The sequence below is a fragment of the Hamadaea sp. NPDC051192 genome, from assembly GCF_040682475.1.
In the GTDB taxonomy this organism is placed as follows: domain Bacteria; phylum Actinomycetota; class Actinomycetes; order Mycobacteriales; family Micromonosporaceae; genus Hamadaea; species Hamadaea flava.
Genome location: NZ_JBFBAZ010000025.1, coordinates 56512 through 77238, shown reverse-complemented (window position 1 = coordinate 77238; position 20727 = coordinate 56512). Strand labels below are relative to the sequence as shown.

The following is a 20727-nucleotide window of genomic DNA, read 5'->3' as shown; positions in this document are numbered from 1 at the left end:
GATACCGTTAGCGGGTGACTCGGAAGCTGACGGTCGCCGCGCTCGCGGCCTGCCTCGCCGTTGCGGCCACCTGGCTGGCCCTGCCTGGTTGGGCGGCGGAGCCCGTGCCGTCGGCGTACGGCATCACCGTGACGACGGGCGGCGTGAATCAGCCGCCGACACCGACCGCACAGGGCAACGAGTCCACCTCGATCGACAGTCTGTCGATCCCCGGCGCGGGCACCGCCACGTCGTTGCACGCGGTGGCGCAGGACGACATGGTCAGCAACACCAGTCAGGCGACCGCGAGCGTCGCCTCGGTCGACCTGACGCTGAGCGACTACGTGACGATCGACGGCGCGGCCCTGTACGCCAACTGTTTCTACGACGGCGTCAACGCCACGCCCACGGTGTCGATCTCCAGCCTGACGGTCGTCATCAACGGCGTGAGCCTGCTGATCGTGCCGAACCCGCGGCCGAACACGACCATCCCGCTGATGGACGGTGCGACGCAGATCGGCACGCTCGTGCTCAACGAGCAGATCCCGTTCGCCGGGGGCCTCACGCTCAACGCCGCGCACTTCACGTTCACGGCTACGCCGCCCGGCCCCGGCGAGGTGATCATCTCCTCCGCGACCTGCGGCCCGCCCGTCGCGCCGACCCCGACCCCGACCCTGACACCGACGACGCCGACTCCGACTGTCACGCCTACGGTGACTCCCACGGTCACGCCGACCGTCACGCCGACCGTCACGCCGACTGTCACGCCAACGCCTACGACTACGCCGACGGTCACTCCAACCGTCACTGCGTCGCCGACCGAATCGCCGACCGGATCGCCGACAGCGAGCCCGACCGTCACGGTGACGCCGACCTCGCCCACGCCGAGTCCGACGCCGACTCAGACACCGACTCAGACGCCGACTCAGACGCCGGGACCGCCGACGCCGACCACGCCGGGGCCGCCCAGCCCGTCGCCGAGCCCGCCGCTGCCGGTGACCGGGCTGCCGCTGGGCGGCTGGGTGGCGGCCGGGACCGGGATGCTGATCGCCGGGGCGGTCCTCGTCCTGCGTACCCGCCGGGCCTGAGGTCGCGGCCGAGGTCGGACTTCGCCGAGGCCAGGGACGTTGCGGAGCCGGCGTTCAACGATGGGTGAAACGCTCGCGACAGTCGCACCGTTCTATATACGACGGAGCCGCGTACGGAGAGCAGGTGACGCTGATGTCTGAGCACACCCTCGACACGGGGTGCGGCGACCCCGACCACGACCGGCGTGACCGCGAACGCCGGGAGGCCGCCGAGCGAGCTCAGCGTCAGCTGATCCCGACGCCGATCGAATGGCTGGTCTTCATCGACGCCATCAAGGAACGCCGCGCCGACGAATGACGAGGACGGCGTAACTGTCGGCGGCCGCGCCTAGGCTTCGAGGCATGGCCAAGCTTCTGTACTCCGCGACGATGTCGCTGGACGGGTTCATCGCCGGCCCCGGCGGTGACATGTCCTGGCTGACCGAATTCATCGGCCCGAACCCGGCGGCCGACGCGCTCGTCGGCGAGGTCGGCTCGATCCTCGTGGGGCGGCGCTCGTTCGGCGGCGACGACCCGCATCGCGGAACCGAAGGCGAGGGCAAGGCGTTCGGCGGCGGGTGGGAGGGCCCGCAGTTCGTGCTGACCCACAATCCGCCCGCCGAACCGGTTCCCGGAGTCGCCTTCGTCAACGACTTCGAGGAGGCGGTCGAGGCCGCGCGGACGGCAGCAGGGGAGAAGGTCGTCAACATCATCGGCGCCGACGTCGCCCGGCAGTGCATCGAGGCGGGCTGGCTCGACGAGGTCGCCGTCTTCATCGCGCCCGTGCTGCTCGGGGACGGCGTACGGCTGTTCGACCATCCCGGTGGGGCGACCGTCAAGCTGCGCCGGATCGACGAGAGTTCCGCTCCGCTCGCCAACTACGTGCGGTTCAGCGTGCTGCGCTGAAGCTCTTCCGAGCGAGACTCACGAACCGGCGTACCGCGGGTGGCGGCGCGGTCCGCCAGATCAACGCCAGCACGGCCGGATCATCCACATCGGACACTTCCCGGGCGACGAGCGGGTAGGCCGCCGCCATCGAGGCGCTGAGCACGCCGACGCCGAGGCCGCGCCCCGCGAGGTCGGCGATCGCGTCGCCCGCGCCCGCCTCCACCACGATCGTCGGCGAGAGGCCCCGGGCCGCGCACGCACCGTCCAGCACCGCCCGCAGGCCGGTGCCCCGGGGCATGCACACCAACGGGTACGCGCACAGCGCCCGCAGCGTCAGCGGCCGGCGCTCCGCCACGGGATGGCCCGCCGGGACGACGGCGACGAGGGGCTCACTGACCAGCGTCAGGGACTCCACTCCGGACGGTGGTGCCCCGGCCGCGCCGATCAGGGCGGCGTCGAGTTCGCCGAGGCGTACGCCGTCGGCCATGCGGTCGGAGGCGTCCTCGGTGAGCGACAGCTCCACTCCCGGGTACGCCTGATGGAAGGCGGCGAGCGCCTCGAACAGCGGCGTCACCGTGCAGCCGACCACCATCCCGAGTCGCAGCCGTCCCCGCAGCACGTCGCTGACCTCGCCGACGGCTTGCTCGACCGCGCCCGCCGCGGCCAAGGCCGCCCGCGCGTGTTCCAGTGCAGCCTTCCCGGCGACCGTCAACGTCGCCGTACGCCCGGAGCGGTCGAACAGTTCCGTGCCGAGTTCCTTCTCCAGCTGCCGGATCTGGGCGCTGATCCCGGACTGGCTGATGTGCACGCGGTCGGCGGCCCGGGTGAAGTTCTGCTCCTCGGCGACCGCGACGAAGTACTCCAGCTGCCGCAGTTCCATAAGCGCTGATTCTAGCTCCCAGAAGAACCAGCTGTTGGACTTCTAGATCAGTACGCGTGACGCTGGAGGTGAAGGGAAGGAGTGCGCGATGACGCAGTACGAGAAGGCGCAGACGCCGGAGGACATCACCCGGCTGTTCGTGGAACGGTCCAACGCCGGGGACGCGGCCGGTGTCGCCGCCCTGTACGAGCCGGACGCCGTGCTGGCGTACCCGCCGGGTGGGCAGACCGTGGGCCGGGCCGCGATTCAAGCGTTATGGGAGAAGGTGCTCGCGAGCGGGGCGCGGTTCGAGCCGGAGACGCCGCTGCCGACGCTGATCCACGGCGACCTGGCGTTGACCGCGACGCCGCCGAAGGACGCGGCCGGTGCGCGGGCCCAGGTCGCCCGCCGTCAGCCGGACGGCAGCTGGCTGCGGGTGCTGGACCGGCCGGAGTTCACCCCGGTCCAGCGCTGAGCCGTACACCTACAGCTGGCCGGACTCGGCCTGACGGCGCCGGCTGCCCCGCAGCAGCAGGGCGGCGAGCAGTCGCTGTTCGGGGTCGGCCAGCTCCAGCCCGGCGATCTCCGCCGCCCGGCGTACGCGATGCCGCACGGTGTTGGGATGGACGTGCAACCGGGCGGCGACCACGGTGACGTCGCCGAAAGCATCCAGATAGGACCACAGCGTCGTGGCCAGCTCGCCGTGGTGGTCCGCGTCGTGCGCCGCGAGCGCGTCCAGCCCCGGATGGCGCAGCCCGGCGGTGGCGTCCAGCGCCTCCTGCAGGAGGACCGCCGCGCGTACCTGGGCCATCGTGCCGACCGGGCGGTCGGGGGAGCGCAGCAGCACCCGGAGCACCTGATCGGCCTCGGATCGGGCCTGTTCCAAGGCTTCCGTGTCGGCGGTGACGATCGCGGCCCGGACCGGGAAGCCCGACTCCCGGCGTACCGCCTCGGTCGTCTCGGCCGCCCAGGCCTGGGCCTGCGCGCCGGCGGGGTCGACGTCGAGACCGGGCAGCATCGCGTACACCCTGGGGCCGACCTGAGCGGTGACGGCGCTGCGCCGGAACGCGGCCGCGTGGACCGCGATGATCTCGGCGGCGCGCGCCCGCCGCAGCGCCGCCCCCGCCGGTTCGCCGTCGCCCGGCTGATCCCGGATGTCGCAGGCGACCAGTAGCGCCGGGCCGGCGGGCAGGCCGAGGTCGGCTGCGACCAGCGAGCCGGGCACGCGCCCGGTGAGCCCGTCGGCGAGCAGCCGCGACCGGGAGCCTCGGCTCGTCGCACCATGCGCCTGCGCGACGACGTCCTGCGCGGCCAGCCGGGCCGCGCCGATCAGCACGTCGGCCGTCCCCTCGGCGAGCGGCCGGCCGCCCTCCTGGACCCAGATCGAGCCCAGTTGCCGCCCGCCCGCGTGCAGGCCGATCGCCAGCCGCCGCCGGATGCCCAGCTCCGGATGGTCGGGCACGGTCACCACGTGATCCGGTTGGCGCAGCTCGTCGTAGACGCCCCAGTCGCGCAGCAACGCCAGATACGACTCCGGCCCGCGCCGCCCGAGGATCGACCGCAACCGCAGGTCGTCGACCTCGCCCGCGACCGCCGAGTACGCCAGGACGCGGCTGCCGACGTCTTCGACGCTGACACTGCCGCCGGTCAGCGTGGCGATGGTCTGCGCGAGCGCGAACAGGTCGCCCGTCTCGTTGGGCAGCGGTACCGGCTCGGCCGTCGCCAGCCCGGACCGCAGCAGCGTCTGCACCTGATCCCAGCGCGCGTCGCCGTCGACGGTCAGCAACGCGACGCCGGCGTCCCGGGCCGCCTCCTTCAAGATCACGCCGCCTTTGACCACGACCGCAGCCGCGCCCCGGGTCCCGGCGTGCGCCACCAGCGGCCGGGCGTCCGCGCCGCGCGCACCGACGACGAGCACGACGTCGCCCTCCCGCAACGCCGGGTCGTCGTACGGATCGGCCACCACGACATCGCGTACGCCGATCGCCAGGCCCTTCGGGGCGATCACGACATCGACGAGATGCCCGCCCAACGCGGTGATCATCTCCCGAAGCGTTGTCCGCTGCTCCAACTCGGCAGCGCGTACGTTGTCCATCAGCACAAACAGTAGCGGCTCGCGGCGGCTTAGCGTGATCAGCGTGATGCGTACCCTGCTGCTCGCGGCCGCCCGTTCCGGCCGCACCCGCCGCGTCGTCGAGCGAATGCGCCCGACCCGGGCGATGGTCAACCGGTTCGTCCCCGGCGCCGCCACCACCGACGCCCTCGCCGTCACCGGCGAACTCATCCGAAGCGGGCGCGCCGTCACGCTCGACTACCTCGGCGAGGACACCCTCGACCGGTCGCAGGCCGACGCCACCGTGGAGGCGTACCTGGCGTTGCTGGGCGGGCTGGCCTACGGGACGCTGGCCGAGGTCTCCGTGAAGCTGTCCGCGGTGGGCCAGGCGCTGCCCGGCGACGGCGAGGAGATCGCGCTCGCCAACGCCCGGCGCATCTGCACCGCTGCGGCCGACGTCGGCACGACGGTCACCCTCGACATGGAGTCGCACACCACCACCGACTCGACCCTGCGCATCCTGCACAAGCTGCGGACGGAGTTCCCGTGGGTCGGCGCGGTCGCGCAGGCGGCGTTGCACCGGACCGAGGCCGACTGCCGCGAACTGGCCGCCGCCGGTTCCCGCGTACGCCTCTGCAAGGGCGCGTACAAGGAGCCGGAAACGGTGGCGTACCAGAAGAAGGCCGAGATCGACGCCGCGTACCTGCGCTGCCTCGACATCCTCATGGCCGGGCCGGGCTATCCGATGGTCGCCTCGCACGACCCGGCGATCATCTCCTCCGCCCAGCGCATGGCCGCCCAGTACGGCCGCTCGGCCGACTCGTGGGAGCACCAGATGCTCTACGGCATCCGGGTTCCGGAGCAGGAGCGCCTCGCCGCCGCCGGTTACACCATGCGGGTGTACGTCCCCTACGGCGGCGAGTACTACGGCTACTTCATGCGGCGGCTCGCCGAGCGGCCGGCGAACCTGACGTTCTTCCTGCGGGCGCTAGTTTCGCGCTCCTGACAGTGCTCCCGCGCCGGGTCGCTTGATCAGGGTCATTTCCACGTTGCTATAGCGACATGGAAATGACCCTGATCATGAATGTCGCCGCCGAAAGCTCTACAGCGCGGCCAGCCGAGCCCCGCCGTCGGCTTCCAGCACGGTCCCGGTGAGGTTGCGGTTGGTCGCGGCTAGCACCACTACCTCGGCGACCTCGTCCGCGGTGGCGACGTGGCGTACCGGCAGCGCTGCTGCGGCCTGGGCGAAGTACGCCGCCCGCCCGTCCGCGGGCAGCCCGTCCCACCACGGGGTGTCGACGAGCCCGGGGGAGACCGCGTTGACCCGGCGCGGCGCGAGTTCCACCGCGAGCGGCGGCACGATCGACTCGATCGCCCCGTTGATCGCGGCGAGCCCGGCCGTCCCGGCGAGCCCCGTACGCGCGCTGATGGCGCTCACGAAGGTGATCGACGCATCCGCCGCCAGATACGGCAACGTCGTCTGCACCGTGGTGAGGTGTGCCCAGAACTTCCCGTCGAACGCCGTCCGGAGTACGCCAAGATCCAGGTCGGCGAGCGGACCGGCGCCGAGGGTGCTGCTGAGGGCGAGCACGAGCGCGTCGATGCGCCCGATCGACGCGGCGACGGCGGCGATGCCGTCCCGGTCGGTGCCGTCGACCTGGTGCCCGATCAGCCCGGGGTCGGTGGCGGCCACGGCGTCCAGCCGGTCCTGGCTGCGCCCGGCGATGTGCGTACGCGCGCCCCGGGCGGCCAGCTGCCGGGCGGTGGCCAGGCCGATGCCCGACGTGCCCCCGACGACCAGAGCGGTGAGGTCACTCATGTGGTTCTCCCTTGCGATAGCGAGACAGAGCCGGCCGGAATTTCGAACCGTGACGTCTCGTCTCGTTTTACGCTAGCATCGTGATCGTGGAACGCCAACCCGCCCGCCCCGGACGCCCGCGCAGCGAGGCCAGCCGCCTCGCGATCCTGGCGGCGGCCCTCGACCTGCTGGCCGAAGTCGGTTACGCGGGGCTCACCATCGAAGGCATCGCCGCCCGGTCGGGCGCGGGCAAGCAGACGATCTACCGCTGGTGGCCGTCCAAAGCGGACGTGCTGCTCGACGCTCTGACCACCAAGGCCGAGCTGCACATCCCGGTTCCGGACGAGGGCAGCTACCCCGCCGACCTGCGGGCCTTCCTCACGGCGACGTTCCAGCTCGGCGGGCAGCCGCGAATCGCCGGCACCTTGCGGGCGCTGATGGCGGAGGCGCAGGTCAACCCGGCCTTCGGCGAGCGCTTCCGGGCCGAGTTCCTCAGTCATCGCCGGGCCGCGCTCCGGCAGCTCGTCGACCGGGCTCAGGACCGGGGCGACCTGCCGCCCGGCCTGTCCCCGGAGACAGTCCTCGACCTGGTCTTCGGCCTGCTCTGGTATCGCCTGCTCGCCACCGATCGGCGGTTCGGCGCCGAGCTGGTCGACGAACTCGTCCACACCCTCGCGAACACGGGAGTCACTCACCGATGAGCACCATCTTCATCACCGGCGCCACCGACGGCTTGGGCCGCGCGCTCGCGTACCGGCTCGCGGCCGACGGCCACGACCTGATCCTGCACGGCCGCGACACCACCCGGCTCGACCAGGTCGCCGCCGAGGTCGCCGATCGCGGCAAGCGTCCCCGATCCGTCGTGGCCGATCTCGCCGATCTCCATCAGGTACGCCGTCTCGCTGCCCAGGTCGGGGAAGTGGCCGACCGGCTGGACGTCTTCGTGAGCAACGCGGGCATCGGCGGCGGTGAGCCCGACGGGGTGGACCGGCGAGTCAGCGCCGACGGCTACGAGCTGCGGTTCGCCGTGAACTATCTGGCCGGGTTCGCGTTGTCGCTGGACCTGCTGCCGCTGCTGCGGGCCGCCGCGCCGGCGCGGATCGTCAACGTCGCCTCGCTCGGACAGTACCCGCTCGACTTCGACGACCTGATGCTGGAGCACGGCTACGACGGCATGCGGGCGTACGCCCAGAGCAAGCTCGCGCAGATCATCGCCGGGTTCGAGCTGGCCGAGCGGCTGCCCGCCACGGAGGTGACCGTCAACAGCCTGCACCCGGGCACCTACATGCCGACGAAGATGGTGCTCAAGTCGATCGGCCGCTCCGTCGACGCCCTCGAGGTCGGGGTGGAATCCGTGCGGCGGCTGGCGATCAGCGGCGACCTCGACGGGGTCACCGGCCGCTTCTACGACCGCATGCGCGAGGAACGCGCCGACAGCCAGGCGTACGACTTGGTTGCCCGCGCGGAGCTGTGGCGGCGCAGCCTGGAGCTGACCGGCTGTGCCGATGTCGAGGCACCTGAAGCCGAGGCACCTGAAGCCGAGGCACCTGAAGCCGAGGCGGCTGACCCGGAGTGATGGAGCACGTCTACTGGATCGGTGGCGGGAGCGGCGGCGGCAAGTCGACCGTGGCCCGACGGCTGGCCGCCGCTCAGGGTCTGCGGCTGTACGCCACCGATGACGCGATGGCCGACCATGCCCGCCGCAGTACGCCGGCCGACAGCCCGGAACTGGCGCGGTTCCTGGCGATGGACATGGACCAGCGGTGGCTGCTGCGGTCGCCGGAGACCATGCTCGACACCTTCCATTGGTATCGCGGTGAGGCGTTCGGCCTGATCGTCGACGATCTCCGCGCCGCCGGGGACGCGGGCGTCGTCGCCGAGGGCTTCCGCCTGCTGCCGCACCTGGTCCGGCCGCAATTGGCGAGTCCACGCCACGCGGTCTGGCTACTGCCGACCCCGGAGTTCCGGCGGGCGGCCTTCGAGCAGCGGGGTTCGTTGTGGAAGATCGCGGGCCGCACCAGTGACCCGGCGACTGCGTTGGCGAACCTGCTCGCCCGCGACGCGATGTTCACCGATCGGGTCCGGGCCGAAGCCGCCGATCTCGGGCTGCGGGTGCTGGAGGTGGATGGCACGGCATCCGAGGAGGATCTTGTCGCGCAGGTCGCGGCGTGGGTTCGGTCTCGCGCCGGCTCCTTCGTGATCGCGACGTAGATCGGCGACGTAGATTGGTCGGCGTGATCCGGCTCGGTCCCCTGGTGCAGAGCATCCTGGTGTTCCTCCTCGTCGCCCCGCTGATCGTGTTCTGGGCGTGGATGCTCGACGACATGCTGCAGAATCCGCTGCTCACCCGCAACGCGCGCACGGCTTGGCTGGCGGCGTTCCTCGGGTTCAACGTCTTCGGCGCCGGCGTGTACTTCCTGAGCCTCTACCGGGGTCCGGGCAGCGGGCCGCGCAACCAAAGGAGGATTCGGTGACCCGGGACGAGCTGATCGATCGGCTGACCGCCCAGCTGCGCGCCGATCGACGGGTCCAAGCCGCCTGGCTCGGCGGCAGTCTCGGCCGGGGCGCGGCGGACCAGTTCAGCGACGTCGACCTGGTGGTCGCGACGGACGATCCGCGGGCGTACGCGGCGGACTGGGACGCTGTCGCCGACAAGGTCGCGACCGTCGTGCACCGCCAGCGGATGGCCGACGCGACGACGACGGTCGTGACCCATGTGACGGACGACTGGCTGCGCTTCGACGTCACCATCACCACCCCCGACCGCGTACGCGGACAGCTGCGCCCGCTGTTCGGGGAGCCGGCCGTGCCGGCCGACGAGCCGCCGTCGCCGGACCCGGCCCGCGTCGAGCACCTGATCCGGGAGTTCCTGCGGGTGCTCGGGCTGTTGCCCGTGGTCCTCGGTCGCGGCGAGTACGCCGTCGGCGCGTCCGGCTCCGGACTGCTGCGTACCTTGATCCTGCAGGTGATGCTGGAGGACGCGGTCCTCCAGGGCGCGGAGCGGGCCGGTGCGCTTCGCCTGAAGGGGATCCTGCCCGCCGATCGGCTCGCCGCGTACAACGCGCTGCCGTCGATCGAGGCGACCCGCACCTCGGTGGTGTCGGCGCATCTGGCCTGCTCACGGCTGTTCCTCCCGGTCGCCCGCGAGCTGGCGGAGCGGACCGGGGCGACCTGGCCCGACGCCATGGAGCAGGCGCTGCGCAAACACCTGCGGCGGGAGCTCGGCATCGAGATCGGACCCTGACGCTACTCTGAGCGGGTGCCCCCGCCGTCCCCGCCGCCACGCGCCTCGGGGACGACTGCCTCCGGGAAGCCGGCCGCCGGGACTTCTGCCTTCGGGACTTCTGCCTTCGGGACTTCTGCCTCCGGGATACCAGCGGAACGGCGGCCGGTGCTGCTGGCGGTCGACGGCAACAGCCTGCTGCACCGGGCGTACCACGCGGCGCCCATCGGCAAGCTGGTCGACAACGCGGACCGCCCGGTCTGGGCGTTGCACGGGCTCATGCTGTCGATCGCCCGCGCCGCCGCGAAGATCCGGCCCCATGCGGTGGTCGTCGGCTTCGACTGCCCCGACGAATCCGCCCGGCGGGTGGCGTACCCCGGTTACAAGGCGCAGCGGCCGGACAAGCCCGCCGACCTGACCGACCAGCTGGCGACCGCGCCCGAGCTGTTGCGGGCGGCTGGCCTCTGCGTGGTCACGCCCACGGCGTACGAGGCGGACGACGTGCTCGCCAGCTCGGCCGAACGGGCTCGCTGCGACGGCTGGCGGTCGATCCTCGTCACCAGCGATCGGGACGCGTTCGCGCTGATCGACCCCACGACGTCGGTGCTGCGCATCCGCAACGGCGGATTCGACGAGGCGGTCGTGGTGACGCCGGAATCCCTCGCCGACGTGTACGGCGTGACGCCCGGCCAGTATCGGGACTACGCGGCGCTGCGCGGCGACCCCTCCGACAACCTGCACGGCGTACGCGGCTTCGGATCGGCGACCGCGGCCCGGCTGCTCGCCGCGTTCGGCAGCGTCGACGCCGCCTGGTCGGCCTGGGACGACGGGCAGGCCGAAACCGTCCGCAGCGCCGTCGGCGACCGCGCCGCCACCCACTTCGGTACGCCCGAAGCCCGCGAGGTCGTCGACCGGAACCGGCGGATCATGGCGATGCGGCACGATCTGACGATCCCGGCGCTCGACGGCATCCGCCTGCCGCTCGACCTGGCGGTGATGCGCCGGGCGTTGTCCGGCCACGGGATCTCACTCGGGCCGTCGCTGTGGGCGTTGACCGGGCGCGCCGATCCGAACGGCACCGACCCGGCCGGCACTGCGTACGTGCCGAATCAGTGGCGAAAGCGCAACCGGCGCGACCCGATCCCCGGTCAGCTCGCGCTCTTCTGACCCTTCGGCTGGACGGCCTTGCCCGCCGCCGAACCCTTGCTCGCCGCCGAACCTTTGCTCGCCGCCGACTCCGTGCCGGCCGCCGTGGTGGCTGTCTCCTTCGCGGGTGCGGCCTTCTTCGCGGGTGTCGCCTTCTTCGCGGGTGTCGCCTTCTTGGCGGCGCGCTTCTTCGGGCTGAGCCCCAACGCCTCGAGGTCGGCCGGCGTCAGTACGCGTTTCCCGCTGGGCGCGGCCAAGTGCGGCGGCAACGGCTCCGGCTCCTTCTTCGCTGGTGCCGCCTTGGCTGCCTTAGCCGCCTTGGTGGCCTTCGCCGGGCGGGCCGCCGCCTTGACCCGTTCCGCCTCGCCGGCCGAGCTGATCAGCTTGCGTACCTTCGGCTCGGTCGCCAGGTTCGTCTTCGCCGCCACCTGGGCCGCCGGCATCCCGGCCACCAGCAGATCGGCCAGCGCCCGGCCCCGTTCGCGGCGGATCGCCTCGACCATGCCCTGGAACAGCACCTGCTGGTGGGTCAGTTCGACATACCGCTGCATCGGATCGGGCTCGCTCAAGGCGTACGCGCAGAGGTTGCGCAGCATCCCCTCGATCTCAGCCGGGGTGGCGGCGTATCCCTCGGTGGTCGGATCATTCATCGCGAATGATTTTACTGCTCCGGCGCCCTACCGCTCGCGTACCGCCTGCAGTGTGTAGCTCATCGGCACGCGTTCGCGGTGCTCGGCCAACCGCCATTCGCCGTGCTCGTCCTCCACCATGCCTTCGAGCAGCGCCTTCCACGGCACGCTGTCGTGCTCCTCAAGCATCGTCAGCCGCATCCCCTCGGCGAGCAGCGCCGACACGATCTCGCCGAGCCCGTGGTTCCAGCTGTGGCTGACGTTGTGCACGAACTGCGTCTCGGTCTCCACATAGGTGCCCGGCTCGTCGAAGACCAGCGGCTCCGCCGTCTCGAAGTACGGATACGTGACCTTGATGCCGTCGGTGGTGTGCTCGTTGAGCGCCCAGAGCATCGGATGCCCCTCGCGGAGGAACAGCCGCCCGCCCGGCTTGAGCAGCCGCGCCACCACCGCCGCCCACCGGCGTACGTCCGGCAGCCAGCACAGGGCGCCGATCCCGGTGAAGACCAGGTCGAACTCGCCCGCCGGGAGGACCTCGGCGGCGGCGTACACGTCGGATTCGACGAAGTCGACCTCGACGCCGGCGGCCTTGGCGAGTGCGCGAGCCTCGACCAGGGCGGAGGGCGAGAAGTCGAGGCCGGTCATCCGCGCGCCGAGCCGGGCGAGGGAGACGGTGTCGGTGCCGATGTGACACTGCAGGTGTACGCCCCGAAGACCGGCGATGTCACCGAGCCGGGGGACGTCGAACCGGACGACCTCGGACAGGTACGCCGGATCCGCGGCGAAGTCGGCGACGTTGTACCCGGGCGACTGAGCGTGGGCCGGGGCGCGTTCGTCCCAGTTGGCCCGGTTGACGGCGATGCTGTCGGCGTAGCTGTCGGCGCGGCCGGAGTCTGCGGGGTTGCTCACGCTGCGAAAGATCGCATGCCGGCGAGCCCGGCACAAACGATTTCGCCGTACTCGTTCGGCTGAAGCGCCGGTCGGCCCCGGGACATCGCCCTAGGCTCAGGGACGACAGCTCTGCATGGGACGGCTCTGCCGGAGCACAGCGCTCCTGTGACGGTGATCAGCGATCAAGGAGGATCCATGAGCACGCGCCTGAACCCGTACCTGAACTTCCCCGGCTCCTGCAAGGAGGCCATGGAGTTCTACCAGGAGGTACTCGGCGGCGACCTGAAGCTCACCACGTTCGGCGAGTTCGGCTCGGACGACGCGGCGACCAAGGACCAGATCATGCACGCCCTGCTGGAGACCCCGGCCGGGTTCACGATCATGGCCTCCGACCTGCCGCCCGGCATGGAGCACCAGCCCGGCCAGAACATCTCGATCAGCATCAGCGGCGAGGACGCCGGCGCGCTGCGCGGCTACTGGGACAAGCTGGCCGCCAAAGGCACCGTCACGATGGCGCTCGAGAAGCAGATGTGGGGCGACGAGTACGGAAGCTGCGTCGACCAGTTCGGCGTGCCCTGGATGATCGACATCGTCCACCCGCAGTAGGCTCGCCGCCGTCGTGATTGGGGATGATCTAGGCGAGAAAGGGTTGTCCAGGCAGCCGATTCTCGCCTAGATCAAGTTCTGGACCCAGGCTTCGTGGCCGTGGTGCGCGTGCGGAGAATGCGCACGTGGATATGTGGCGGGTGCTGCCCGACGACGAGCGGATGCGCTGGGAGTTTCGGCCGTTGGCCGGCGTCGGGCCGCTTCGGTTCGGGATGACGTGTACGGAGGTCGTGCGCGTGCTGTATCCGGGCCGCGGCCTGAGCCTTCGAAGCTTCGGTGAGTTGCATGAGCATGGCGTCACCGTCTACTGCTCCGACGACGCACTCTTCTGCGTCGCGGTAGACGGCTTGATCGGGCCGCAGGTCACACTCGACGGTGAGCGCCTGGTTGGGCGAGTTCCCTCGCAGCTCGAACAGTGGGCGTTCGGCTATCGGGAGCAGCGCGACCTCACTCTGCGCTATTCGCATGCCGCCGATCCGGAGTTGTTCGAGCTTGGCCTGATCCTGCGGGTTCAGCGGGCCGGGGACTCCGTGATCAGCCGGCCGGTGTTTCTCGCCGAGCCGGCGGACGTCCCGTGGGACGTGGTGCCCCGCCGGGAGTGGTGTCGCGGCTGACCCCCGGACTCCGAGCGTCGAATCACCTTATGTACATGTTCGGCGGGAACCGAAACAGCGTTTCGCGGGCCGGCCGGGGGCCGGGACGATGACTCGATCAGCGCAGTGATGCATGCAGAACTGTCGCCTGACACGTCGCGTCCCCGGTCCAAGGAGTGTGCAGTGAACACCCTCAAACCGGGTGTTCTGCTACGGCCAGGGCATCAGCATCGACGGCGAGTACGGCCCGAACACCCGGCAGGCCGTCAAGAACGTCCAGTCCTACCTCAATACCTACGAGGGCGCCGGCTGGGCCGTCGACGGCTGGGCCGGGCCGGGCACCCGCAAGAAGATGAAGCACGTGGCCACCGAGCAGACGTTCTGCGTCCACACGTCGAACCCGAGCATCTGGCCCGGGTGGGAATGGCTGGACGTCCCCTACTGATCGGACCGCGCCCGAGGCTGCTCACCGGATGCGGTGGGCAACCTCGGGCGCCGTCGAGCGCAGCTCCCGGATGAAGGTGCGGACCGCCAGCGACCGGGCCATCGCGGGAGTCGTCACGTAGCCGATCTCCCGCCGGGGCCGGCTCTCGCCCAGATCCTCGATCGCCAGTCCGGGCGGCGCGCCCAGCAGGCTGAGCTGCGGGGCCACCGCCATGCCCATGCCCTGCGCGACCATCGACAGCACCACGCTGTCGTCCTGCGCGGTGATCGTCGCGCGCGGCAGCCACTTCTGCGCCGACCACCACTCGCGCGTGTAGGAGCCGCAGTTCTCGTCCCAGTCGATCAGCGGCAGGCCGCGCGGCTCCCGGTGGCCTGACGGGTACGCGAGCGCGTACGGGTCCTCGAAGAGCCGTCCCGACAGCAGCCCGGCGGGGATCGCCTGGCTGCCGCCGAGGGTCGCGATGCCGATGTCGGCCCGGCCGTCGGCGACCTCACCGGCGGTGCCCCGGCCGACTTCCCGGACGATCGCCACCTCCGGGCGTACGCCGGGGAGCCGGGCGGTCAACCGGGCCAGCGCGGCGGGGAGTAGATGTGCGGCCGCACTGCGGAACGCGGCGATCCGCAGCGGCCCCTCGACACTGCCGGCCGCGGCTCCCCGTGCCTCCGCGCCCAGCGTCTCCAGCAGCCGCAGGATGCGGCGAGCGTGCGCCACTGCGCGTACGCCCGCCGGGGTGGGCCGGGCGCCGTGCCGCCCGCGGTCGAACAGGACGACGCCGATCTTGCGTTCGCAGGCCCGGACGGCGTGCGACACGGCCGACTGGGTGAGGCCGAGCTGGGCCGCGGCGGCGGTGAAGCCTCCGGCGGCGTCGACGGCGACCAGGACGCGCAGCTCGTTCGGGGCGAGATCGGCCTCTGCGGCTCTGTCGGGGGGCTCGGCAGCGGGCATGAGCCGAAGATACCCAGGCGGCGTCCACGGGGTTGGCTGCTACACGAGTGTGTAGTAGCCTATACGTGTGTGTAGCGAACGAGCGCCCGACGACCTGACCGCCCGTGCCCGCATCCGGGACGCGGCCATCCGGCTGTTCGCCGACCGGGGGATCGCCGGGGCGTCCGTCCGAGACATCGCGCAGGAGGCGGGGGTGTCCTCCGGCCTGCTGCGGCACCACTTCGGCTCCAAGGAGGCGCTGCGCGACACCTGCGACGAGTACGCCAAGGAGCGCACCGACCGGTTCCGCGAGGAGGTCTTCGGCGGCAAGCTGGCCGACCCGGGCTTCCTCGTCAGCCACAGCCCGGAGATGCGGCTGTTGCAGCGCTACCTGGTTCAGTCCATGAAGGACGGTTCACCGGCCTCTTCGGCGCTGTTCGACAAGATGGTCGACATGGCCGAGGAGTGGGTCGCCAAGACCGGTGTCGAGACCCGCGACCAGCGGGCGTACGCCGCCGTGATCTGCGCGATGCAGCTGGGCGTCTTCCTGCTCTCCGACCAGATCTCCCGGGTGCTCGGCACCGATCTCGACACCACCGAGGGCTACGTCCGGCTCAACCACGGGTTCGTCGACGCCGCCGCCAACGCCATGCTGTCGCCCGAGCAGGCCGGCTACCTGCATACGGCGATGGATCGTCTGCTCACCGAACCCCCTCAAGAAGCCTCCTCGAAGGAGTGACGACCACCATGTCCGACGCGATCACGCACGCGATTCAGGTGGAGAGCCTGGTGAAGTCGTTCGGGCGCACCCGTGCGCTCGACGGCCTCGACCTGGCCGTCCGCACCGGTGAGGTGCACGGCTTCCTCGGCCCGAACGGCGCCGGGAAGACCACCACCATCCGCGTCCTGCTCGGCCTGCTGCGATCCGACGGCGGCACGGCCCGGCTGCTCGGCGGCGATCCGTGGGCGCAGGCCACTGAACTGCACCGGCGGCTCGCGTACGTGCCCGGCGATGTGACGCTATGGCCCAACCTGTCCGGCGGCGAGGTCATCGACCTGCTCGGCGACCTGCGCGGCGGGCTGAACAAGCAGCGCCGGGACGAACTGCTCACCGCGTTCGACCTCGACCCCCGCAAGAAGGCCCGCACCTACTCCAAGGGCAACCGGCAGAAGGTGGCCCTCGTCGCCGCGCTCGCCTCCGACGTCGAACTGCTCATCCTGGACGAGCCGACGTCCGGTCTCGACCCCCTGATGGAAGAGGTCTTCCGCGAGGTCGTCCGGGCCGAGGTGCAGCGCGGTGGGCGTACCGTCCTGCTGTCGAGCCACATCCTGTCCGAGGTGGAAGCGCTCTGCGACCGGCTCACGATCATCCGCGACGGCAAGGCTGTCGAGACCGGTACGCTCGCCGACCTGCGGCACCTGACGCGTACGACGATCCGGGCCGAGCTGGCCGGAACGGTCAACGGGCTGGCCGCGCTGCCGGGCGTCCACGATCTGCGCGTACAGGACGGCACTGCGGGTTCGACGGTGAGCTTCGCCGTCGACAACGCCGTCCTGGAGCAGGCGCTGCGGCTGCTCGCCGAGGCCGGCGTACGCGGGCTGGTCAGCCAGCCGCCGACGCTGGAGGAGCTGTTCCTGCGTCACTACAACCGGCCCGCCGCCGCCACCGCCGGAACCGGGGTGTCGCGATGAAGGGCGCGCTCCGGCTGACCCGGCTCGCCCTGCGACGCGACCGGATTCAGCTGCCGATCTGGATCGCCGGCGCGATGCTGCTCCTGTACGCCGGCGCCGCCGCAGTGAAGGACGAGTTCCCGACGGAGGCGGACGCAGCGACCGCGCTCAAGGGCGCCGTCACGAGCCCGGCCGTGCTGCTGATGCGGGGCATCCCGGTCGGCGTCGCGCAGGGCGCGCTCGTCAACTTCCGCAACTACGCGTCGCTGCTGGTCCTGGTGGCACTGATGAGCACCTTCCTCGTCGTCCGGCATACCCGGCAGAACGAGGAGACCGGCCGGTCGGAGCTGATCGGGTCGGCCGCGGTCGGCCGGCACGCCGCGCTGGTGGCAGCGCTCACCCATGCCCTGATCGCGAACGTCCTCATGGGACTGTTCTCGACGCTGGCGCTGCTCGGAGCGGGACTGCCCGCCGCCGGCTCGGTCGCCTGGGGTGCGGCCAGCGTGCTCACCGGGATGTCCTTCGCCGGGATCGCGGCACTGGCCGCTCAAGTGTTCAGCACCGCCCGCGCCGCCAACGGGTTCGCCGCCCTCACCATCGGCGTGGCGTACTTCGTGCGGGGCGTCGGCGACGCCCTCGGCGAGATCGGACCGGACGGCATCCGGGTCACGAGCACCTGGGTGGCCTGGGTGTCCCCGCTCGGCTGGGGCGAACAGGTACGCCCCTACGGCGACGAGCGCTGGTGGGTGCTGATCATCCCGCTGCTCTTCACCCTTGTCTGCGCCGCCGGGGCGTACGCCCTGGTCAATCGCCGCGACCTCGGCGCCGGGCTGGTGCCTGCCCGGCTCGGCCCGCCTTCGGCGGCCCGGTCGCTGCTCAGCCCGACCGGCCTGGCCTGGCGATTGCAACGTGGCACGGTGATCGGCTGGGTGGTCGGCGGCGCCGTGTTCGGATACGGCATCGGCACGCTGGGCAACACGGTGAACGACGCGTTCGAGGAGAACAAGGGAGTCGCCGACCTCATGGGCCAGCTGGCCGGGGGAGCCTCCGGCGGACTCGTCGACGTCTTCTACGCGGCCATGATGGCGATCTTCGGCGTACTCGCCGCCGGATTCGCGGTCCAGGTCCTGCTGCGGCTGCGCAACGAGGAGACGGCCGGCACGGCCGAGGCGGTCCTGGCCACCGCGACCGGCCGAGTCCAATGGGTCGCCTCGCACCTGACCATCGCGGTCGGCGGCGCGGCGCTGCTGTTGGCGGCGTCCGGACTGGCCATGGGGCTCGGCGACCTCTCGACCGGTGGGCAGACCAGCGTCGGCACCTTGGTCGGCGCGGCACTCGTCCAGCTCCCGGCCGCGCTGACCGTGGCGGGCTTCGTCGTGCTCGCCTTCGGTGCGCTGCCCCGGATCAGCGTCGCACTCGCCTGGACGGGGCTGGTCGTGAGCATCGTCTTCGGCATGCTCGGCGACCTGTTCGGCCTGCCGCAGGCCGCCCGGGACATCTCGCCGTTCAGCCACGTGCCGGCCGTCCCCGTCGCCGATCCCGCGGTCGGTCCGCTCGCCGCGCTGCTGGCGGTCGCGGTGGTGCTGATCGTGGGCGGGCTCGCGTTGTTCCGGCGGCGGGACCTCACCTCCTGAGCCTCCGCACTCCGGCCGTCGGCGGCCCGCCATCGTGGAGCATTCCTCCTCCTCGAGGGCGGGCCGCCGGCTCGTCGGACGGCCCGCGCCGGCCCGCGGCGTGACGGCGAATCCCCATCATGCGTTGGCGCATTAGGAACGATCTCGTCCTAAAGCCCCCGTAACGTCGGTGGCATGACTGAGATGACCGAGACTGTGCAGTCGGAGATCGTGCCGTTCCGGATCGACGTTCCCCAGGCCGAGCTCGACGACTTGGCTACCCGGCTCGCGGCGACCCGCTGGCCGGACGACGTGCCCGGTAGCGGCACGACGTACGGGATGCCGACGGCGGTCGTACGCCGGCTGGCCGAGCGCTGGCGTGACGGTTACGACTGGCGGGCCGCCGAGGCCCGGCTCAACGAGATTCCGCAGTTCACCACGACCATCGACGGGCAGAACATCCACTTCCTGCACGTACGCTCGGCCGAGCCGGACGCGACGCCGTTGGTGCTCCTGCACGGCTGGCCGGGGTCCATCGTGGAGTTCCTGAAGGTGATCGGCCCGCTAACCGATCCGCGGTCGCACGGCGGCGACCCGGCCCTGGCGTTCCACGTCATCGCGCCGTCGTTGCCCGGCTACGGCTTCTCCGGGCCGCCGACCGAGCAGGGCTGGGACAGCGCCCGGATGGCGCGGTCGGTCGCGACCCTGATGACGCGGCTCGGCTACGAGCGCTGGGGCGCCGCCGGCGGTGACTCGGGCGCACTGGTCGGCCGCGAGCTGGGCATCCTGGCCCCGGCCGGGCTGATCGGCGTACATCTGTTGCAGATCTTCGCCTTCCCGTCCGGTGATCCGGCCGAGTTCGAGAAGATCTCCGACGCCGACAAGGCGAGCCTGTCCGGCTCCACGGCCGACTTCCAGAGCAAGGCGGGCTATCAGCAGATCCAGCAGACGCGGCCGCTGACGTTGGCGTACGGGCTGACCGACTCGCCGGCCGGGCAGCTGGCCTGGAACGCCGAACTCTGGACGGGCTGGGGCGACTTCGCCGAGTACCTCGACGTCGACAACTACCTGACCCACGTGAGCATCTACTGGTTCACCCGGACCGGCGGCTCGAGCGCCCGGCACTACTACGAGGACGCGCAGAGCGGCGCGGGCTACCGCGAGGAGCCCAACCAGGTGCCGACCGCCGTCGCGGTGTTCCCGCAGGACTTCCGCACGATCCAGACGTTCGCCGGGCGGTCGAACAACATCGTGCGCTACTCCGAGTTCGACCGGGGCGGGCATTTCGCGTACACGACTGATCCCGATCTCCTGGTGACGGACCTGCGCGAGTTCTTCGCGAGCCTGTGAAGCACGGGGCCTGATGCCGGGCGGGCCCGACGCGAAGCGAGCAAGCGAGCCCGAGACCAGGGGAGCCCGAGACCAGGGGAGCCCGAGACCAGGGGGCCCGAGACCAGGGGCCCGCTTGCATACCGTACGTCCGTACTGTTAAATGGGGACGTGACCGACTTTGCTGACCTCCCCACGACCACCCTGGCCGACCTCCTGGATCGCGCGCAGGTGATGGACATCGGCATCCGCCCGTTGTGGTCCCCGACGCCGCGCGTCGCGGGTCCGGCGTTCACCGTGCGCTGCCGGCCGGGCGACAACCTGATGCTGCACGCGGCGATCCATCTGGCCGAGCCGGGTTCGGTGATCGTCGTGGAGTCGGGCGACCTGGACTACGCGCTCGCCGGCGGCAACGTCTGTGCGGTCGCCCAGCGCCGGGGGATCGCCGGATTCGTCCTCGATGGACTGATCCGCGATCTGACCGAGGTACGCGACGCCCGCTTCCCGGTCTTCGCCCGGGGGGTCATCCCGATCCCCGGCGCGAAGGCCGGACCGGAGCCGCTGAACATCCCGGTGACCTGCGGTGGCGTGACCGTCCACCCTGGTGACGTCGTGGTGGCCGACGAGGAGGGCGTGGTCGTCGTCCCGGCCGCCCGGCAGGCCGAGATCGCCGTGCAGGCGCAGGCCAAGCTGGCCAAGGAAGCGGCCGAGACGCTGGACGAATGGGAGTCGGCGCACCGCGCGAAGATCGCGGGCATCCTGCGCGACGCGGGCGCCGATCTGCCGCTGTGACCGGCACCCTAGGGAGCGGGCCGGTCAAGTGTGATACTGCGGCCAGACGTGCTCCGGGGTCGGTGAAAGTCCGAACCGGCGGTGACAGTCCGCGACCCGACCGCAGCCAGCGGCCGGTGGACCCGGTGGAACTCCGGGACCGACGGTGAAAGTCCGGATGGGAGGCAGCACGCGACGAACGGGGTCAGCCGTGGGCTGACGCCGCCGTCTCGCGTCCCCCG

At 71.3% G+C, this 20727-nt stretch carries 25 protein-coding genes and 1 riboswitch; of the genes, 19 read left to right on the top strand and 6 right to left on the bottom strand.

All coding sequences use genetic code 11. The features are described from left to right. Positions 1-14 precede the first annotated feature (14 nt). The 3 genes from AB0M47_RS13825 to AB0M47_RS13815 all read left to right on the top strand — a co-directional run bounded on the left by AB0M47_RS13825 (position 15) and on the right by AB0M47_RS13815 (position 1952). Positions 15-1067: a hypothetical protein gene (locus AB0M47_RS13825; RefSeq protein ID WP_363412678.1), complete on the top strand. Its 1053-nt coding sequence runs from the start codon at positions 15-17 to the stop codon at positions 1065-1067. 133 nt (positions 1068-1200) lie between these two features. Beyond that, positions 1201-1365, top strand: a complete 165-nt coding sequence (locus tag AB0M47_RS13820) for a hypothetical protein (RefSeq protein ID WP_363412676.1) — start codon at positions 1201-1203, stop codon at positions 1363-1365. 44 nt (positions 1366-1409) lie between these two features. Next, positions 1410-1952: a dihydrofolate reductase family protein gene (locus AB0M47_RS13815; protein WP_363412674.1), complete on the top strand. Its 543-nt coding sequence runs from the start codon at positions 1410-1412 to the stop codon at positions 1950-1952. Here the strand turns inward: AB0M47_RS13815 and AB0M47_RS13810 are convergent. Then, a complete protein-coding gene (locus AB0M47_RS13810; RefSeq protein ID WP_363412672.1) occupies positions 1936-2814 on the bottom strand; it encodes a LysR substrate-binding domain-containing protein in 879 nt (292 codons plus the stop codon). The two genes, AB0M47_RS13815 and AB0M47_RS13810, sit on opposite strands and share 17 nt — an antisense overlap. Before the next feature lie 88 nt (positions 2815-2902). Here AB0M47_RS13810 and AB0M47_RS13805 point away from each other — a divergent pair, with 88 nt between their 5' ends. Then, positions 2903-3268 carry a nuclear transport factor 2 family protein gene (locus tag AB0M47_RS13805; protein WP_253750998.1) on the top strand — a complete coding sequence of 122 codons (366 nt, stop codon included), beginning with the start codon at positions 2903-2905 and terminating at the stop codon, positions 3266-3268. Positions 3269-3277: 9 nt separating this feature from the next. Here the strand turns inward: AB0M47_RS13805 and AB0M47_RS13800 are convergent, their stop codons facing one another. After that, positions 3278-4888 carry a helix-turn-helix domain-containing protein gene (locus tag AB0M47_RS13800; protein WP_363412670.1) on the bottom strand — a complete coding sequence of 537 codons (1611 nt, stop codon included), beginning with the start codon at positions 4886-4888 and terminating at the stop codon, positions 3278-3280. A gap of 43 nt (positions 4889-4931) precedes the next feature. Between AB0M47_RS13800 and AB0M47_RS13795 the strand changes: the two genes are divergently transcribed. Further along, positions 4932-5852 (top strand): proline dehydrogenase family protein, encoded by a 921-nt coding sequence (locus AB0M47_RS13795; protein WP_363412668.1) that lies wholly within the window; start codon positions 4932-4934, stop codon positions 5850-5852. Positions 5853-5948: 96 nt separating this feature from the next. On the opposite strand, the gene AB0M47_RS13790 is transcribed toward AB0M47_RS13795, so the two are convergent. Next, positions 5949-6665 carry an SDR family oxidoreductase gene (locus tag AB0M47_RS13790; RefSeq protein ID WP_363412666.1) on the bottom strand — a complete coding sequence of 239 codons (717 nt, stop codon included), beginning with the start codon at positions 6663-6665 and terminating at the stop codon, positions 5949-5951. Positions 6666-6751: 86 nt separating this feature from the next. Here AB0M47_RS13790 and AB0M47_RS13785 point away from each other — a divergent pair, with 86 nt between their 5' ends. From AB0M47_RS13785 to AB0M47_RS13760, 6 genes are all read left to right on the top strand, one after another. Continuing rightward, entirely contained in the window at positions 6752-7345 is a 594-nt protein-coding gene (locus tag AB0M47_RS13785) for a TetR/AcrR family transcriptional regulator (RefSeq protein ID WP_363412664.1), read from the top strand. Further along, complete coding sequence (locus tag AB0M47_RS13780) at positions 7342-8220, top strand: SDR family NAD(P)-dependent oxidoreductase (RefSeq protein ID WP_363412662.1); 879 nt, start codon at positions 7342-7344, stop codon at positions 8218-8220. Before AB0M47_RS13785 ends, AB0M47_RS13780 begins: the two co-directional genes overlap by 4 nt. Continuing rightward, on the top strand, positions 8220-8855 hold the full coding sequence (locus AB0M47_RS13775) for a hypothetical protein (RefSeq protein WP_363412697.1): 636 nt from the start codon (positions 8220-8222) through the stop codon (positions 8853-8855). Before AB0M47_RS13780 ends, AB0M47_RS13775 begins: the two co-directional genes overlap by 1 nt. 23 nt (positions 8856-8878) lie before the next feature. Continuing rightward, positions 8879-9118, top strand: coding sequence for a hypothetical protein (locus AB0M47_RS13770; RefSeq protein WP_363412660.1), 240 nt, complete (start codon positions 8879-8881; stop codon positions 9116-9118). Then, positions 9115-9888, top strand: a complete 774-nt coding sequence (locus AB0M47_RS13765) for a nucleotidyltransferase domain-containing protein (RefSeq protein ID WP_363412658.1) — start codon at positions 9115-9117, stop codon at positions 9886-9888. The genes AB0M47_RS13770 and AB0M47_RS13765 overlap by 4 nt, the downstream gene beginning before the upstream one ends. Positions 9889-10035: 147 nt before the next feature. After that, positions 10036-11034 (top strand): 5'-3' exonuclease H3TH domain-containing protein, encoded by a 999-nt coding sequence (locus AB0M47_RS13760; protein ID WP_363412656.1) that lies wholly within the window; start codon positions 10036-10038, stop codon positions 11032-11034. Here AB0M47_RS13760 and AB0M47_RS13755 read toward each other — a convergent pair. Beyond that, positions 11016-11663: a hypothetical protein gene (locus tag AB0M47_RS13755; RefSeq protein WP_363412654.1), complete on the bottom strand. Its 648-nt coding sequence runs from the start codon at positions 11661-11663 to the stop codon at positions 11016-11018. The genes AB0M47_RS13760 and AB0M47_RS13755 overlap by 19 nt on opposite strands. 27 nt (positions 11664-11690) lie before the next feature. Then, positions 11691-12551, bottom strand: a complete 861-nt coding sequence (locus AB0M47_RS13750) for a class I SAM-dependent methyltransferase (RefSeq protein WP_363412652.1) — start codon at positions 12549-12551, stop codon at positions 11691-11693. Positions 12552-12728: 177 nt separating this feature from the next. Here AB0M47_RS13750 and AB0M47_RS13745 point away from each other — a divergent pair, with 177 nt between their 5' ends. From AB0M47_RS13745 to AB0M47_RS13735, 3 genes are all read left to right on the top strand, one after another. Beyond that, the gene (locus AB0M47_RS13745; protein ID WP_363412650.1) at positions 12729-13139 is read left to right on the top strand and encodes a VOC family protein; all 411 of its coding nucleotides are present in this window, start codon (positions 12729-12731) and stop codon (positions 13137-13139) included. A 140-nt stretch (positions 13140-13279) separates the two neighbouring features. After that, the gene (locus AB0M47_RS13740) at positions 13280-13753 is read left to right on the top strand and encodes a hypothetical protein (protein WP_363412648.1); all 474 of its coding nucleotides are present in this window, start codon (positions 13280-13282) and stop codon (positions 13751-13753) included. A 181-nt stretch (positions 13754-13934) separates the two neighbouring features. Beyond that, entirely contained in the window at positions 13935-14177 is a 243-nt protein-coding gene (locus AB0M47_RS13735; protein WP_363412646.1) for a peptidoglycan-binding domain-containing protein, read from the top strand. A gap of 21 nt (positions 14178-14198) precedes the next feature. Here the strand turns inward: AB0M47_RS13735 and AB0M47_RS13730 are convergent, their stop codons facing one another. After that, the gene (locus AB0M47_RS13730; RefSeq protein ID WP_363412644.1) at positions 14199-15122 is read right to left on the bottom strand and encodes a LysR family transcriptional regulator; all 924 of its coding nucleotides are present in this window, start codon (positions 15120-15122) and stop codon (positions 14199-14201) included. A gap of 67 nt (positions 15123-15189) precedes the next feature. Between AB0M47_RS13730 and AB0M47_RS13725 the strand changes: the two genes are divergently transcribed. The 5 genes from AB0M47_RS13725 (at position 15190) to AB0M47_RS13705 (ending at position 20506) form a co-directional block, all read left to right on the top strand. Then, positions 15190-15840 carry a TetR family transcriptional regulator gene (locus AB0M47_RS13725; RefSeq protein ID WP_363412642.1) on the top strand — a complete coding sequence of 217 codons (651 nt, stop codon included), beginning with the start codon at positions 15190-15192 and terminating at the stop codon, positions 15838-15840. Between the two features lie 8 nt (positions 15841-15848). Next, entirely contained in the window at positions 15849-16793 is a 945-nt protein-coding gene (locus AB0M47_RS13720) for an ABC transporter ATP-binding protein (RefSeq protein WP_253750945.1), read from the top strand. Continuing rightward, the gene (locus AB0M47_RS13715; protein WP_363412640.1) at positions 16790-18406 is read left to right on the top strand and encodes an anibiotic ABC transporter; all 1617 of its coding nucleotides are present in this window, start codon (positions 16790-16792) and stop codon (positions 18404-18406) included. The genes AB0M47_RS13720 and AB0M47_RS13715 overlap by 4 nt, the downstream gene beginning before the upstream one ends. Positions 18407-18580: 174 nt before the next feature. After that, positions 18581-19735: an epoxide hydrolase family protein gene (locus AB0M47_RS13710; protein ID WP_363412638.1), complete on the top strand. Its 1155-nt coding sequence runs from the start codon at positions 18581-18583 to the stop codon at positions 19733-19735. Between the two features lie 150 nt (positions 19736-19885). Next, positions 19886-20506 (top strand): RraA family protein, encoded by a 621-nt coding sequence (locus tag AB0M47_RS13705; RefSeq protein ID WP_363412636.1) that lies wholly within the window; start codon positions 19886-19888, stop codon positions 20504-20506. Between the two features lie 44 nt (positions 20507-20550). Beyond that, positions 20551-20681, top strand: a riboswitch (FMN riboswitch). The last annotated feature ends 46 nt before the right edge of the window (positions 20682-20727 follow it).

Bases quoted from the DNA above. Each gene is read 5' to 3' on its own strand.
- AB0M47_RS13820 (WP_363412676.1), top strand. From the start codon at position 1,201: ATGTCTGAGCACACCCTCGACACGGGGTGCGGCGACCCCGACCACGAC.
- AB0M47_RS13815 (WP_363412674.1), top strand. From the start codon at position 1,410: ATGGCCAAGCTTCTGTACTCCGCGACGATGTCGCTGGACGGGTTCATC.
- AB0M47_RS13810 (WP_363412672.1), bottom strand. From the start codon at position 2,814: ATGGAACTGCGGCAGCTGGAGTACTTCGTCGCGGTCGCCGAGGAGCAG.
- AB0M47_RS13805 (WP_253750998.1), top strand. From the start codon at position 2,903: ATGACGCAGTACGAGAAGGCGCAGACGCCGGAGGACATCACCCGGCTG.
- AB0M47_RS13800 (WP_363412670.1), bottom strand. From the start codon at position 4,888: ATGGACAACGTACGCGCTGCCGAGTTGGAGCAGCGGACAACGCTTCGG.
- AB0M47_RS13790 (WP_363412666.1), bottom strand. From the start codon at position 6,665: ATGAGTGACCTCACCGCTCTGGTCGTCGGGGGCACGTCGGGCATCGGC.
- AB0M47_RS13780 (WP_363412662.1), top strand. From the start codon at position 7,342: ATGAGCACCATCTTCATCACCGGCGCCACCGACGGCTTGGGCCGCGCG.
- AB0M47_RS13775 (WP_363412697.1), top strand. From the start codon at position 8,220: ATGGAGCACGTCTACTGGATCGGTGGCGGGAGCGGCGGCGGCAAGTCG.
- AB0M47_RS13755 (WP_363412654.1), bottom strand. From the start codon at position 11,663: ATGAATGATCCGACCACCGAGGGATACGCCGCCACCCCGGCTGAGATC.
- AB0M47_RS13745 (WP_363412650.1), top strand. From the start codon at position 12,729: ATGAGCACGCGCCTGAACCCGTACCTGAACTTCCCCGGCTCCTGCAAG.
- AB0M47_RS13730 (WP_363412644.1), bottom strand. From the start codon at position 15,122: ATGCCCGCTGCCGAGCCCCCCGACAGAGCCGCAGAGGCCGATCTCGCC.
- AB0M47_RS13720 (WP_253750945.1), top strand. From the start codon at position 15,849: ATGTCCGACGCGATCACGCACGCGATTCAGGTGGAGAGCCTGGTGAAG.
- AB0M47_RS13715 (WP_363412640.1), top strand. From the start codon at position 16,790: ATGAAGGGCGCGCTCCGGCTGACCCGGCTCGCCCTGCGACGCGACCGG.
- AB0M47_RS13710 (WP_363412638.1), top strand. From the start codon at position 18,581: ATGACTGAGATGACCGAGACTGTGCAGTCGGAGATCGTGCCGTTCCGG.